The organism is Janibacter sp. A1S7, from assembly GCF_037198315.1.
In the GTDB taxonomy this organism is placed as follows: Bacteria; Actinomycetota; Actinomycetes; order Actinomycetales; family Dermatophilaceae; genus Janibacter; species Janibacter alittae.
In genome coordinates this window covers 251,433-264,565 of the sequence record NZ_CP144913.1, presented here as the reverse complement: position 1 = coordinate 264,565, position 13,133 = coordinate 251,433, and the positions used below count along the sequence as shown (strand labels likewise).

Sequence of the window (13,133 nt, the reverse complement as noted above, 5' to 3'; positions counted from 1 at the left end):
CGCGGAGGCAAGTCACCTACTCTGGGGCCATGCCACGCCCGCTCTTCGACCCGGTGGTGCACCAGCCGCACCGGCTGCAGATCTGCGCGCTCCTCGCACCGACCCGGGGCCTGCCCTTCGCCCGGATCCGCGACGAGGTCGACCTGTCGGACTCGGCGCTGAGCAAGCACCTGAGCAGTCTCGAGGGCGAGGGGTACGTCCTGCTCTCCCGGCAGATCGTCGACGGTCGACGCTCCACCCGGGTCGAGCTCACCGAGCAGGGCCGAGAAGCCCTCTGCGGGCACGTCTCCGAGCTGCAGCGGCTGGCGCGCCTCGCGTCACCGCGGATGCGCATGCCTGCGCAGCGGGCCTCGGGGATGCCGGGATAGCCTCGCCGCATGGCCGTCCTCGTCGTGCAGCACCAGCGCACCTGCCCACCCGGCCGCCTCGGTGACTGGCTGACCGACGCCGACGTCGATCTCGACGTGCGTCACCCCTATGCCGGGGACCCGCTGCCCCACGACCTGTCCGGACACGACGGCCTCATCGTCCTCGGCGGCCAGATGGGCCACGCCGACGACGCGGCCGCCCCGTGGCTGTCCGCGACACGTGGGCTGATCCGCACAGCGGCGAAGGGGGCGGTCCCCACCCTGGGCATCTGCCTGGGCCACCAGCTGGCCGCCTCGGCGCTGGGCGGGACGGTCGCACGCAACCCGCGGGGCCGCACCCTGGGCATGTTCTCCGTGCTCGGTTCCGCGGGTCTGTCCACCGACCCCGTCCTCGAGGCGGCCGAGGCCGCCCCCGTGGTGCAGTGGAACGACGACATCGTCACCGAGTTGCCCACCGGCGCAACGGCCCTGGCGGTCAACGCGTGCGGAGATCTGCTGCTCGCCCGCCTCGCACCCACCGTGTGGGGGGTCCAGGGCCACCCCGAGGCCGACCACGACATCGTCGCGGACTGGGCGAGCAAGGACGCGGGCACCACGGAGCTGGCCGACGTCGACGTCCCGGCGGTGCTGACCGAGATCGAGGGGTCCGGACCGGCCGTCGAGGCAGCGTGGCGCCCCGTGGCCACCGCCTTCGCCGCCGTGCTGCGACGCTGATCCCACCCGTTGGGGCCGCGGATCGCGGGACCTCGTCGCCGGCTCTCCGGGAGAAACCCGAGGGTCAGGCAGTGGCGACGACGAGTGCGGTGGCGATGGCGGCAACACCCTCACCCCGGCCGGTGAGACCCAGTGCGTCGGTGGTCGTGCCGCTCAGGCTGACCGGCGCACCGCAGGCCTGCGACATGGCCGTCTGTGCCTCCTCGCGCCGGGTCCCGATCTTGGGGCGGTTGCCGACGACCTGCACCGCGACGTTCCCGACCTCGAAGCCGGCCGCCCGCACCAGGCGCGCGGCCTCGACGAGGAGGGTCACCCCCTTCGCCCCGTCCCACTGCGGCCTGCCGGTGCCGAAGTGGGCCCCGAGGTCCCCGATCCCGGCGGCCGAGAAGAGCGCGTCGCAGGCGGCGTGGCAGGCGACGTCGGCGTCAGAGTGACCCTCGAGGCCCACCTCGCCCGGCCACAGCAGCCCCCCGACCCACAGCTCGCGCCCGGAACCGGGGGCGGCGAAGGCATGGACGTCGACACCGATCCCGGTGCGGGGCAGCGCAGTCATGGCGCCAGTCTTGCAGCACCGCGCCGCGGCACTGCGGCTAGCGTGGCGTCGTGCAGATCCACGAGTGCGTCGTCATCGGCGCCGGTCAGGGGGGCCTGTCCGCGTCCTTCCACCTGCGTCGCGTGGGTGTCGAGCACGTGGTCCTCGACGCGAACACCCGCCCGGGCGGAGCGTGGCAGCACCGCTGGGACTCGCTGTCGATGGACGACGTCCACGGCGTCGCGGACCTGCCCGACGCCCCCGCGCCCGGCGGGTCCGGCGACCGGGCCAACGAGGTCATCGCGCAGTGGTTCGACGAGTACGAGGAGGCCCACGAGCTCCCCGTGCTGCGGCCGGTCCACGTCGGCCGGGTGACCGACGAGGGTGGACTGATCGTCGCCCACGCCGCAGAGCAGTCCTGGACCACGCGCACGCTGATCAACGCGACCGGGACCTGGACGCGCCCGTTCATCCCCACCTACCCCGGCCAACGGGACTTCGCCGGGGAGCAGTGGCACACCGTCGCCTACCCGGGGGCGGAGCACTTCCGCGGCACGCGTGTGGTCGTCGTCGGCGGTGGCGCGTCCGCCGTGCAGTTCATCGGCGAGATCGCGACCATCGCGCACGTCATCTGGGTGACCCGGCGCGAGCCGGTGTGGAACGACGGGGGCTTCTCCGGCCGGGAGGCGATCGAGCTGGTCCAGCGGCGGGTCCGCGAGGGCCGCCCACCGGCCAGCGTCGTCTCGGTCACCGGGCTGGCGCTGCGCCCGCAGGAGATGGCCGCTGCCCGCACCGGTGTCTACGACCGACGGCGACCGATGTTCGAGCGGATCGAGCCGGACGGGGTGCGCTGGGCGGACGGCACCCACGAGCAGGTCGACGCGATCCTGTGGGCGACCGGCTTCCGTCCCGCCGTACGTCACCTGGCCCCCCTGGGTCTTCGTGGCGCTCGGGGAGGCATCGCGCTGCTGCCCGGGAGCACGGACGTGCAGACCTCGGTGACGAGCGCCGTCGACCCCCGGGTGCAGCTCGTCGGCTACGGACCGTCCGCGAGCACCATCGGCGGCAACCGGGCCGGTCGCGCTGCCGCGCTGGCCGTGCGTCGCCAGCTCGCCCACCCCTGACGAGAGTGCCCGGGCCCCGTCGTGTCCCACCGCATCCGCGTGGCCGAATCGGTGCGGGTCCGGTTCGGTCGGACGGCCGATCGGGGATGGGGCCGCTCGGTCAGCGGTGGCCGGGCGCGCGGCTCCCGGCGGCCAGCAGACGCTCGGCGTGCACCAGGTCGGCCGGCGTCGTGATCTTCAGCGAGCGGGGGTCGCCGTCGACGACGAGGACGGGGTGACCGAGCGCCTCGACGAGCGCGGCATCATCGGTCGCCGGCACCCCTGCGGCATGGGCCTGCTCCAGCACGTCCCGGCGGAACCCCTGCGGTGTCTGCACCGCACGCAACGAGTCCCGCGACGGGGTGCCGGTGATCAGCCCGTCGGGGGCGACGGTCTTGATCGTGTCGACGACGGGCACCCCCGGGATCGCTCCCCTCGCCCCGCGCGCGAGCGCCGCGATCACGCGCTCGAAGACGACCACGGGGGTCAGGCACCGGGCGGCGTCGTGGACGAGGACGTGGTGCACCTGCTCGGAGAGGGAAGACAGCCCGGCGGCGACCGAGTCGGTGCGCTCGGCCCCTCCGGGCACGACGGTCATCGCCGGGCCGGCCGGGCCGGCCGGGCCGACCACCGCCACGGCGACCATCTCGGCCTGCGTCACCCAGTCGGCCGGGACGACCACGGCCACCTCGTCGACACCGGCGGCGACCACGCCCCGCAGCGCGTGCTCCAGCAGGGTCGCCCCCGCGAGTTCGACGAAGGCCTTGGGCCGGTCGGCACCCAGGCGGCTGCCGGATCCGGCCGCCACGACGACGACGCCCACACCGGAGTCGGTGTGGGCGTCGTCATCTTGCCTGTGGTTCAGAACGCTGTCCTCACGAGGCGAGGACCTCGTCGAGAATGGTCTCGGCCTTGTCCTCGTCCGTCTTCTCCGCGAGCGCGAGCTCGGAGACGAGGATCTGGCGCGCCTTGGCCAGCATCCGCTTCTCACCCGCGGACAGACCGCGGTCCTTCTCGCGGCGCCAGAGGTCACGGACGACCTCGGAGACCTTGATGACATCGCCGGACGCCAACTTCTCGAGATTGGCCTTGTAGCGACGCGACCAGTTCGTCGGCTCCTCGGCGTGCGGCGTGCGCAGCACCTCGAAGACCCGATCCAGCCCTTCCTTGCCGACGACATCGCGGACACCCACGAGGTCGCAGTTCTCGGCGGGAACTTCGATGGTCAGATCTCCCTGTGCCACCTTCAACTTGAGGTACTGCTTGTCCTCACCCTTGATCTTTCGGAACTTGATCTCTTCGATCAAAGCAGCCCCGTGGTGGGGGTACACGACCGTCTCGCCGACCTTGAAATCCATGTGGAGATTGCCCCTTTCGCGACCTCCAGTTTAACACGGCGTGTCGTGGGTCGCACAGGCAACCCTGACCGACACAATGCCCCCGCTCCGGGCAGACGGGCGCCCCTGTCCTCCCGACGCCGACGCCCCGCTACGATGTGCCCCGTGAAGCACAATCTCCGCACCCGTGGCCGCGCCCTCGCTCTGACCGTCGTCCTGGTCGCCGGCACCGCCGGTTGCTCCGTGTTCTCCCCGCTGCAGACGACGAAGACCCAGTCCATCTCCGACGGGGTCGCCGTCAAGGGACTGCCCGACGACGTCCAGCTCGAGAACCTCGCCCTCGTCAGCGGAGAGGACGGCGGCGAGGCCGTCGTCACCGGTGCCGTCGAGAACTCCGGCACGAAGCCGATCACGGTCACCATCGCCGGCGGCTCGGGCGAGGCGTCGACCGAGGTCGCCCCCGGGACGCTCGTCACCCTCGGCGACGAGGACCTCACGCTCACGGGGCTCGAGCAGGGCGCGGGCGCCATGACGGAGGTCGAGGTCACCGTCGGCGACACGACCATCCCGCTGCAGGCACCTGTCGTCCTGCCGACGGGTTACTACGAGGAGTACGCCCCGAAGGGTTGGACCCCGCAGCCCTCTCCGAGCAGCACCGCGGACGGGGAGTCCGAGGACCACTGACGCATGACGACGGGGGCCGACCGGTTGATCCGGTCGGGCCCCCGTCGTCATGCGTGGTCCCGGGCTCACCCCTCGAACTTGTAACCCAGGCCGCGGACGGTGACGATGTGCACCGGCTTGGCGGGGTCGGGCTCGACCTTGGCGCGCAGCCGCTTGACGTGCACGTCCAGGGTCTTGGTGTCCCCGACGTAGTCGCTGCCCCAGACCCGGTCGATCAGCTGGGCGCGGGTGAGGACCCGGCCGGCGTTGCGCAGCAACATCTCGAGGAGCTCGAACTCCTTGAGTGGCAGCTGGACCTGCTCGCCGTGCACGGCCACGACGTGCCGCTCGACGTCCATGCGCACCGGCCCGCCCTCGAGCGTCGAGGGCAGCAGCTCATCCGGCTCGGCGCGACGACGCAGGACGGCCTTGATCCGGGCGAGCAGCTCGCGCGAGCTGTACGGCTTGGTGACGTAGTCGTCGGCGCCGATCTCCAGCCCGACCACCTTGTCGATCTCCCCGTCCTTGGCGGTCAGCATGATGACCGGCACGTTGGAGCGCTGTCGGATCGTGCGACAGACGTCGATGCCGGACAGGCCCGGGAGCATCAGGTCGAGCAGCACCAGATCGGCACCGTCGGACTCGAAGGCCGAGATGGCGTCGGGGCCGTTCTCGGCGACTGCCACCTCGTACCCCTCCTTCTCCAGCAGGTACGACAGGGGGTCGGAGAAGGACACCTCGTCCTCGACCACGAGGATGCGTGTCATCGGCGGAACTCCTTTGTGGGGGTCATCGGGTCCAGGCTCTGGTCGAGCGACTCGAGCGTCTCGGGAGCGACGGGGAGTCGGATCGTGAAGGTCGAACCGTGCTGCCCATCGCTCCAGACCCGCACGTCGCCACCGTGGTTGGCGCAGATGTGCTTGACGATGGACAGGCCCAGCCCGGTGCCCCCGGTGGCGCGGGAGCGGGCCATGTCCATCCGGTAGAAGCGCTCGAAGATGCGGGACTGCTCGGCCTCGGGGACGCCGGAACCCTGGTCGGTCACGGCGATCTCGACCGTCTCGTCCACCAGCCTCGCCCCCACGCCGATCGAGGTGTCGGCGTCGGAGTAGGCGATGGCATTGCCGACGAGGTTGCGCACTGCGGTGACGAGCATGTCCTCGTCGCCGCGCACGTAGAGCTCGTCGGCGACCTTGTCGGTCAGGGTGATCCGCTTGGCCTCCGCCTCGATGTGCACGTGCTCCAGGGCCAGCTGGATCACGTCCTCGATGTCGACCAGCTGCGGGTCCTGCAGCACCGGAGTGCCCTGCAGACGGGAGAGCTCGACGATCTCCTTGATCAGGCTGGACAGGCGGGTGGCCTCGCTCTGCATGCGACGAGCGAACCGGTCGACGGCCTCGGGGTCGTCCTTGGCATCCATGACGGCCTCGGCGAGCAGGGAGATGCCACCGACCGGGGTCTTCAGCTCGTGGCTGACGTTGGCGACGAAGTCGCGACGCGTCTCCTCCACGCGCCGCCCCTGTGTCTGGTCCTCCACGAGCAGCAGGAGGTGCCGTGAGCCCAGGGGCGCCACCCGTGCCGAGACGTACACCGAGGAGCGCAGGCCCTGCCGGCTCAGCTCGAACTGGGCCTCGCGGATCACACCGTCACGGGCGACCTTCTCCGCGATCCCACGGATCTCCGGGTGGGCGAGGCGCCCGCCACGCACGAGTCCGTAGGTCACGGCTGCCGGCGAGGTGGTGACGACCCCACCGGTCGGGTCGAGGACCACCCCGGACGAGCGCAGCACGGCGAGCACGTCTCCGACGCCGCGGGGCACCTCCGGCTCCGGCTGCGGCTGAGCCGCACGCTCCCGGTCGCTCATGGTGATCGCGGCCCAGACGAGGAATCCGATGAGCAGGCCGGCAAGGCCACCCAGAATTGCCGCGGTCGTTGGCTCCACGACACCGAGAGTACTTCTCCGATCAGGCATGCTGGCACCAGGACGCCAGGTCCAGCGGTGCATCCCACGATGTTCATCTGCCGGCCCGAGGGCGTTCACGCAGGCAGCGTTCAATCCATCCCAGACACCGACACCCCTCACGAAAGGCGAACCATGCGTCAGGTCTTCCACGACGAGCTCGAGCAGGTGTCCGCCGACCTGGTCGAGCTCGCCCACCTCGTCGGCTCGGCCATCCGCCGCTCCACGTCCGCGCTGCTCGATGCCGACGTGCAGCTCGCAGAGCAGGTCATCGAGGCCGACCAGGAGATCGACGAGCGCCGCAACCAGCTCGACCTGAAGTCGATCGACCTGCTGGCCCGCCAGGCCCCGGTCGCCAGCGACCTGCGCGCGGTCGTCACCTCAATGCGCATGTCCAGCGATCTGGAGCGGATGGGGGACCTCGCCCGTCACGTGGCCAAGGTCGCCCGGCTGCGCTACCCGACGAGCGCCGTCCCCGACGAGATGCGCGCGTCCTTCCTCCAGATGGGGCACGTCGCCGAGCGGATCGTCGCGAAGGTCGCCGACATCCTCGTGTCGCAGAGTCTCGAGGGGGCCCGCGCCATCGAGGAGATCGACGACGAGCTCGACGAGCTGCACCGCTCGATGTTCGCCCGGCTGGCCGACAGCCGCTGGGAGCACGGCAGCAGCGCGGCCGTCGACGTCGCCCTGCTCAGCCGCTACTACGAGCGCTTCGGCGACCATGCCGTCACCGTCGCCCGCCGCGTGCGCTTCCTCGTCACGGGCGAGATCGACGGGGTCGACGACGAGGAGGTCGACGTCGACGACGGCGTCTGAGCCGGGCTATCCGCCCTGACCGGCCACCTTCGCGGCCTCGGCAGCGGCCGCCTCGGGGTCGAGGTACTCGGCCGGGCCGGTGGGCATGAAGTCCTCGCCGAGGTCGTAGACCAGCGGCATGCCGGTCGGGATGTTCAGCCCGGCGATGTCCTCGTCGCTGATGCCGTCGAGGTGCTTGACCAGGGCCCGCAGCGAGTTGCCGTGGGCGGTCACCAGGACGGTCCTGCCGGCGGCCAGGTCCTCGCGGATCGGTCCCTCCCAGTAGGGCATGAGGCGCTCGATGACGTCCTTCAGGCACTCGGTGCGCGGGATCTCGATACCGGCGTAGCGCGGGTCGCCGGTCTGCGCGTACTCGTCGTCGGTGTCGATCCGCGGTGGCGGGGTGTCGAAACTGCGGCGCCACAGCATGAACTGCTCCTCGCCGTACTTCTCCCGGGTCGCGGCCTTGTCCAGACCCTGCAGGGCGCCGTAGTGGCGCTCGTTGAGGCGCCAGTCGCGACGGACCGGGATCCAGTGCCGGTCGGCCTCGTCGAGCGCGATGTTGGCGGTGGTGATCGCCCGGCGCAGCACGGACGTGTGCACGACGTCCGGGAGGAGACCTGCCTGCGTCATCAGCTGCCCACCGCGGACGGCCTCCTGGCGGCCCCGGTCGGTCAGGTCGACGTCGACCCAGCCGGTGAAGAGGTTCTTTTCGTTCCAGTCGGAGCGCCCGTGGCGCAGCAGGATGAGTGTCGACATGGGGTCAGCGTACTGACGCCCGTCGGTGCGGGCCGATGCGGATGCGGCCCGACTCAGGGAGTGAGGAACGAACGACCAAGGGCGATGTGCCCATCGACCCGCGCCCCTGGGGTCAGTGCTCCAGCACCGACCGGAAGGCCTCGAGGTTGCGCAGGGACTCGCCCCGCGAGACCCGCCAGTCCCACTCCTTCTGCATCGAGCTGCGGAAGCCGATGAGCAGCAGCTCGTTGAAGGGCTCGTCGGCAGCCTCCAGCAGGACACCGAGGACCTGGTCGACCACCTGAGGTGTCACGGCGCGAAGGGGGATCCTCCCCCCGACGTAGACGTCGCCCACGGAGTCGATGGAGTAGGCGAGCAAGGGCATGCGCAGGTTGCGGCGCAGCAGGAACCGGTAGAACTCCCCATGGTTCTCGTCCGCGTTGCGGATGACGAAGGCCGTCACCGCCAGGGCCTGCTCGCCGACGACGAGCGAGGCGACGGTCTTCAGCTTCTTCTCCCCCGGAAGGGTGACGACGACCTCGCCGTCCCGGGTCCCGGGCTCGCTCTCGATCCCGGTCTCGGCGATGACCGAGCGGACCACCTCGAGGGCCTGTTCCTTGTCGTTCATCGAGCCACCTCCACGAGCACGTTGTGACGTTCCGCCACGGCGCCAGCGTAGACATCGAGGAGCCGGTCCACCGTCGACGACCATCCGAAGGCCGTGGCGTGCGCCCGGGCGCGGCCGCGCAGCCGCTCGGCCCCGGCGGGGTCGTCGATGAGCTCCTCCAGCTGACGTGACCAGTCCTGCGGGTCGTGCCCGGCGACGAGGACGCCACCGTCGCCGACCGCGGTGCGCAGACCACCGACGTCCGCCGCGACGACGAGCGCCCCGGTGGCCTGCGCCTCGATGGCGACCAGGCCGAACGACTCGGTGTGCGAGGGCACCGCGACGAGGTCCGCGGCACGGTACCAGTCGGCCAGGTCGGCGCGGCCCGCCGGTGGCACCAGGTGCAACACCTCGGCGACCCCGAGCTCCTCACCGAGCTGCTGCAACCGGTCCGGCGCCACCAGACCCCGGCCAGAGGCGCCACCGAGGACGGCCACGACGAGGCGTCCACGCAACTCGGGGCGCCGCTCGAGCAGCTCGGCGGCGGCCCGCACGAGGACGTGCGGGCCCTTGAGCGGCTGGATCCGACCGACGAAGAGCAGCACGACCGCATCCTGCGGCAGGCCGACCCGCGAGCGTGCGTCGTCGCGGTCACCGGGGGCGAAGGTGGTCAGGTCCACCCCGGGCGGGACGACCTGGACCTTGTCCGGGTCCGCGTCGTAGTACTCGATCAGCTCGTCGCCCTCCTGCAGGGTGTTGGCGATGAGCCGGTCGGCGATGTCGACGACCTGCGCCTCGCCGATCTCCCGGCCGGGGGGCTCGGGGACGTCGTCCTCGGCGAGCTTGCGGTTCTTCACGCGCGCCATCGTGTGCATCGTGTGCACGAGCGGCACCTGCCAGCGTTCGGCGACGAGCCACCCGACCTGCCCGGAGAGCCAGTAGTGCGAGTGCGCCACGTCGTAGTGGCCGTCCGGGACCCGGGCGATCTCCCGCATCATCCCCGCGGCGAAGGCGCACAGCTGACCCGGCAGGTCCTCCTTGAGCAGGCCCTCGTAGGGCCCGGCGTCGATGTGGCGCACGACCACCCCGGGCTCCATCTCGACGACGTCGGGCAGGTCCGCCGCCGTGCGCCGGGTGAAGATCTCCACCTCGACCCCGCGAGCAGCAAGCTCGCGGGCGGACTCGACGACGTAGACGTTCAGCCCGCCGGCATCGCCCGCGCCCGGCTGCTCCAGCGGCGAGGTGTGCACGCTGATCATGGCCACGCGGCGGATCGGCTGATCGTTCACCGGACCACCCTTCACTCGATCGTCCACCCCGCCAGCGTAGTTGTGTCGCCGGTCGGCCTACGCTGCGTGGGTGTCCAGCCACCGTCCCGTCGGCAGCATCACCCGCGGAACGACCAATCCGAACCGATTGCGCCGGTGCGACCGGTGGCTGGTGTCGACCCACCGTCGTGTCCTGCGCGCCGGGACGCCGCCGGTCCTCGTCGACCTCGGCCACGGCGCCAGCGGGGTGACGACGGCGGAGTGGGCCCAGCGTGTGCGCACCGTGCGGCCGGACGCGCGGGTGCGCGGTCTGGAGATCGACCCGGCGCGGGTGGTGAGCGCCCAGGCATGGGCCGGCCCGGGTGTGGAGTTCACCCTCGGTGGCTTCGAGGTACCCCTCCCCCGTGGCCAGCGGGCACGGGTCATTCGCGCCTTCAACGTGCTGCGCCAGTACGACGAGGAGGAGGTCGAGGCACCCTGGGCGACGATGCTCGCGCGTCTGGACGACCACGGCATCCTCATCGAGGGCACCTGCGACGAGCTCGGTCGCCTCGGCAGCTGGATCACGCTCGACGGCGGGGGGCCACGCACGCTCACCCTCTCCTGGCGGTTGCGCGACCTCGGCCCGCAGAGGCAACCCTCGACCGTCGCCGCACGGCTGCCCAAGGCACTCATCCACCGCAACATCCCCGGCGAACCGGTCCACGACCTGCTCGGGCGGCTCGATGACGCGTGGCGGTGGGCCGCCCCCTTCGCCCCCTACGGTCCTCGGCAGCGCGCAGTGGCGGCGATCGGCGAGGTCGCGAAGCAGGTCCCGGTCGTCGGTCGGTCCGACCGGTGGCGCCTCGGCGAGCTGACCGTGCCGTGGTCGCTCGTGGCGCCACGCTCCGGCCCGCTGGCTCGATCTCAGCGGCGGTAGTCGTCCTCGAGGCGCACGATGTCGCTCTCGTCGAAGTCGCCGAAGCCGATCTCGAGGATCCGTGCCGGCGCATCGCCCGAGTTGCCCATCCGGTGCACGGCGCCCGGGGGGACCCACACCTTCTCGCCGGTCCCGGCCGTCCACGAACGGTCGCCGACGGTGACGTCCAGCGGTCCGTCGAGGACCTGCCAGAACTCGCCCCGGTACTCGTGGGTCTGCAACGACAGCCGGTGGCCCGGCGCCACGGTGACGATCTTGACGGTCGTCGTCTGGTTGCTGGTGAACTGCTCGAAGCGGCCCCAGGGCCGCTCGGAGACGAAGATCGATCGTCTCGGGTCGGGCAGGTTGCTCACGGATCTCCCCCGGGTGCGGATGCTTGGCCAGTCATTGTGCCGCAGCTCAGCGACGGCGGCCCATGACAGCGTCTATGGCGGGCCTCACATCGGCGAGGTAGACACCCGCGACGACGATGCCGATGATCGCGAGCAGGCCGAGCCCGCCACCGAGCACGGCGAAGCCCAGCAGCGTCGCGATCGCCAGGGCCACGACCCAGAAGGTCTTGGACTGCTTCCCCGCGGCCGTGAAGGCGTCCGGGCGCTGCCGGACGGCATGGAGGAGGGCGTAGACCTCCATGGCCAGGGCGAGCAGCCCCAGACCGAGGATGATCCACGCCTGGATCTGACCGATGATCTGCACGGGGTCAGCCTATGCGGGGGCGTCGATGACGAGCGTCACCGGACCGTCACCGTGGATGTCGACGGCCATCTCGGCGCCGAACCGGCCGGTGGCCACGGTCAGGCCGCGCTCACGCAGTCCTGCGGCGACGGCGTCGACGACCGGCTCGGCGACCGGGCCGGGGGCAGCGGCATTCCACGACGGGCGGCGCCCCTTGCGGATGTCGGCATGGAGGGTGAACTGGCTGACCACGAGCACGGCGCCGCCGCTGTCGGTCACCGACGTCTCGCCGGACATGATGCGCAGCTCGGCGATCTTGCGCACCGTCGTCGCGATCTCCTCGGGCCCGTCGTCGTGCGTCACACCGACCAGCGCGACGAGACCGGGGCCGATCTCGCCGACCGTCTCGCCACCGACGCGCACGCGCGCCGAGCTCACCCGTTGGACGACCGTCCTCACGAGGACAGCCCGACGACCTCGACGGCACCCACCCGGTGGCCGTGGCCGAGCACGGGCTGGTCGGCCAGGGTGCGCAGTCCCTCGGAGTCGACGCCGAGGGCGAGCAGGGAGTGCGCGAGCAGGCCCCGGCGGGCACGAGGTTGGGCGGTTCCGTCGGCGACCTTGATCGCGATGCCCCGGCCGTCGGCGAGGCCGGCGGCGTAGACCGACTCGGCGCCGTCCTTGGCGACGAGGCCGGGGACGGACTCCATGAAGGCCGTGACGTCCCGACCGGTGCCGCCCACCATGTGCGGCGCCGTCCGCATGGCGGTGGCGATCCTCCCTTCGTCGGTGGCCTCGTCCGCACCGGCGATGACCCCGAAGGCCGTGGCCAACCCACGCAGCGGTACGGCGAAGAGCGGTGCGCCGCACCCGTCCACGGTCGTGTGGGTCACCGGGCCGACGACCTGCGCGGTGGTGGCCCGGATCGCCTGCTGGAGGGGGTGCCGGGGGTCGAGGTAGTCCTCGATCGGCCAGTCGTTGAGCTTGCAGGTCGCGAGCATGCCGGCGTGCTTGCCGGAACAGTCCTGGGCGACCGGTTCGGGCGTGCGCCCGGCGGCGAGCCAACGGGCGTGCTCGACCTCGCCCAGGGGCAGGGCAGGGGTGTTCTGCAGTGCCGTCAGGTCGAGGCCGACGGTCGCGAGCACCTCGCCGACACCCTCGCGGTGGACGTCCTGCCCCGAGTGACTCGCGCACACCAGGGCGAGCAGGTGGGCAGGCAGGTCGAGTCCGGCGCGCACCATCGCCAGCGCCTGGATCGGCTTGAGCGAGGAGCGCGGCAGGACGGGGTCGTCGACCCGGCCGTGACGAAGGGGGGTTCCCCCGGCGGGGTCGGTGGCGACGAGCGTCGCTCGGTGGGCGGACTCGACGAAGCCCCCGCGGGTCACGTGGACCAGCACGGGGGCCTCGTCGAGACTGGTGGTGTCAGGGGCCTGGGCGGTCATCCGCCGCAGGCT

General features: G+C 71.6%; 18 protein-coding genes. 6 read left to right on the top strand and 12 right to left on the bottom strand.

All coding sequences use genetic code 11. The features are described 5' to 3' along the window. The first annotated feature begins 29 nt into the window (after window positions 1–29). Together V1351_RS01310 and V1351_RS01305 are read left to right on the top strand one after the other, a co-directional pair. Window positions 30–368: a transcriptional regulator gene (locus tag V1351_RS01310; RefSeq protein WP_338749980.1), complete on the top strand. Its 339-nt coding sequence runs from the start codon at window positions 30–32 to the stop codon at window positions 366–368. 9 nt (window positions 369–377) lie between these two features. Further along, on the top strand, window positions 378–1,082 hold the full coding sequence (locus V1351_RS01305) for a type 1 glutamine amidotransferase (RefSeq protein ID WP_338749978.1): 705 nt from the start codon (window positions 378–380) through the stop codon (window positions 1,080–1,082). Window positions 1,083–1,146: 64 nt separating this feature from the next. Here the strand turns inward: V1351_RS01305 and ispF are convergent, their stop codons facing one another. Further along, a complete protein-coding gene (ispF, locus tag V1351_RS01300; protein WP_338749976.1) occupies window positions 1,147–1,635 on the bottom strand; it encodes a 2-C-methyl-D-erythritol 2,4-cyclodiphosphate synthase in 489 nt (162 codons plus the stop codon). Window positions 1,636–1,685: 50 nt separating this feature from the next. On the opposite strand from ispF, the gene V1351_RS01295 reads away from it, so the two are divergent. Beyond that, the gene (locus V1351_RS01295; protein WP_338749974.1) at window positions 1,686–2,738 is read left to right on the top strand and encodes an FAD-dependent oxidoreductase; all 1,053 of its coding nucleotides are present in this window, start codon (window positions 1,686–1,688) and stop codon (window positions 2,736–2,738) included. 100 nt (window positions 2,739–2,838) lie between these two features. Here the strand turns inward: V1351_RS01295 and ispD are convergent, their stop codons facing one another. Continuing rightward, window positions 2,839–3,540: a 2-C-methyl-D-erythritol 4-phosphate cytidylyltransferase gene (gene ispD, locus V1351_RS01290; RefSeq protein ID WP_338749972.1), complete on the bottom strand. Its 702-nt coding sequence runs from the start codon at window positions 3,538–3,540 to the stop codon at window positions 2,839–2,841. Window positions 3,541–3,592: 52 nt separating this feature from the next. Next, window positions 3,593–4,075 carry a CarD family transcriptional regulator gene (locus V1351_RS01285; RefSeq protein ID WP_277454157.1) on the bottom strand — a complete coding sequence of 161 codons (483 nt, stop codon included), beginning with the start codon at window positions 4,073–4,075 and terminating at the stop codon, window positions 3,593–3,595. Window positions 4,076–4,219: 144 nt separating this feature from the next. Between V1351_RS01285 and V1351_RS01280 the strand changes: the two genes are divergently transcribed. Beyond that, window positions 4,220–4,738 (top strand): hypothetical protein, encoded by a 519-nt coding sequence (locus V1351_RS01280; RefSeq protein WP_338749967.1) that lies wholly within the window; start codon window positions 4,220–4,222, stop codon window positions 4,736–4,738. Between the two features lie 65 nt (window positions 4,739–4,803). Here the strand turns inward: V1351_RS01280 and V1351_RS01275 are convergent, their stop codons facing one another. Together V1351_RS01275 and V1351_RS01270 are read right to left on the bottom strand one after the other, a co-directional pair. Next, window positions 4,804–5,484: a response regulator transcription factor gene (locus V1351_RS01275; protein WP_338749965.1), complete on the bottom strand. Its 681-nt coding sequence runs from the start codon at window positions 5,482–5,484 to the stop codon at window positions 4,804–4,806. Then, the gene (locus V1351_RS01270) at window positions 5,481–6,659 is read right to left on the bottom strand and encodes a sensor histidine kinase (protein WP_338749963.1); all 1,179 of its coding nucleotides are present in this window, start codon (window positions 6,657–6,659) and stop codon (window positions 5,481–5,483) included. Before V1351_RS01270 ends, V1351_RS01275 begins: the two co-directional genes overlap by 4 nt. A 153-nt stretch (window positions 6,660–6,812) precedes the next feature. Between V1351_RS01270 and phoU the strand changes: the two genes are divergently transcribed. Then, complete coding sequence (gene phoU / locus V1351_RS01265) at window positions 6,813–7,493, top strand: phosphate signaling complex protein PhoU (protein ID WP_338749961.1); 681 nt, start codon at window positions 6,813–6,815, stop codon at window positions 7,491–7,493. A 6-nt stretch (window positions 7,494–7,499) separates the two neighbouring features. Here the strand turns inward: phoU and V1351_RS01260 are convergent, their stop codons facing one another. From V1351_RS01260 to mshA, 3 genes are all read right to left on the bottom strand, one after another. Then, window positions 7,500–8,231: a phosphoglyceromutase gene (locus V1351_RS01260; RefSeq protein ID WP_338749959.1), complete on the bottom strand. Its 732-nt coding sequence runs from the start codon at window positions 8,229–8,231 to the stop codon at window positions 7,500–7,502. 112 nt (window positions 8,232–8,343) lie between these two features. Beyond that, a complete protein-coding gene (locus V1351_RS01255; RefSeq protein ID WP_338749957.1) occupies window positions 8,344–8,838 on the bottom strand; it encodes a YbjN domain-containing protein in 495 nt (164 codons plus the stop codon). Next, window positions 8,835–10,106, bottom strand: a complete 1,272-nt coding sequence (mshA, locus tag V1351_RS01250; RefSeq protein ID WP_338749955.1) for a D-inositol-3-phosphate glycosyltransferase — start codon at window positions 10,104–10,106, stop codon at window positions 8,835–8,837. The genes V1351_RS01255 and mshA overlap by 4 nt, the downstream gene beginning before the upstream one ends. 70 nt (window positions 10,107–10,176) lie before the next feature. Between mshA and V1351_RS01245 the strand changes: the two genes are divergently transcribed. Then, entirely contained in the window at window positions 10,177–11,004 is an 828-nt protein-coding gene (locus V1351_RS01245; RefSeq protein ID WP_338749953.1) for a class I SAM-dependent methyltransferase, read from the top strand. Here the strand turns inward: V1351_RS01245 and V1351_RS01240 are convergent. From V1351_RS01240 to V1351_RS01225, 4 genes are read right to left on the bottom strand one after another with little or no spacing between them, the layout of a single operon-like run. Next, window positions 10,992–11,357, bottom strand: a complete 366-nt coding sequence (locus tag V1351_RS01240; protein ID WP_338749951.1) for a phosphomannose isomerase type II C-terminal cupin domain — start codon at window positions 11,355–11,357, stop codon at window positions 10,992–10,994. The genes V1351_RS01245 and V1351_RS01240 overlap by 13 nt on opposite strands. 46 nt (window positions 11,358–11,403) lie before the next feature. After that, a complete protein-coding gene (locus tag V1351_RS01235) occupies window positions 11,404–11,700 on the bottom strand; it encodes a DUF2516 family protein (RefSeq protein WP_185990812.1) in 297 nt (98 codons plus the stop codon). Between the two features lie 9 nt (window positions 11,701–11,709). After that, window positions 11,710–12,138, bottom strand: a complete 429-nt coding sequence (dtd, locus tag V1351_RS01230) for a D-aminoacyl-tRNA deacylase (RefSeq protein WP_338749949.1) — start codon at window positions 12,136–12,138, stop codon at window positions 11,710–11,712. Continuing rightward, the gene (locus V1351_RS01225) at window positions 12,135–13,121 is read right to left on the bottom strand and encodes an asparaginase (protein WP_338749947.1); all 987 of its coding nucleotides are present in this window, start codon (window positions 13,119–13,121) and stop codon (window positions 12,135–12,137) included. Before V1351_RS01225 ends, dtd begins: the two co-directional genes overlap by 4 nt. Window positions 13,122–13,133 lie beyond the last annotated feature (12 nt).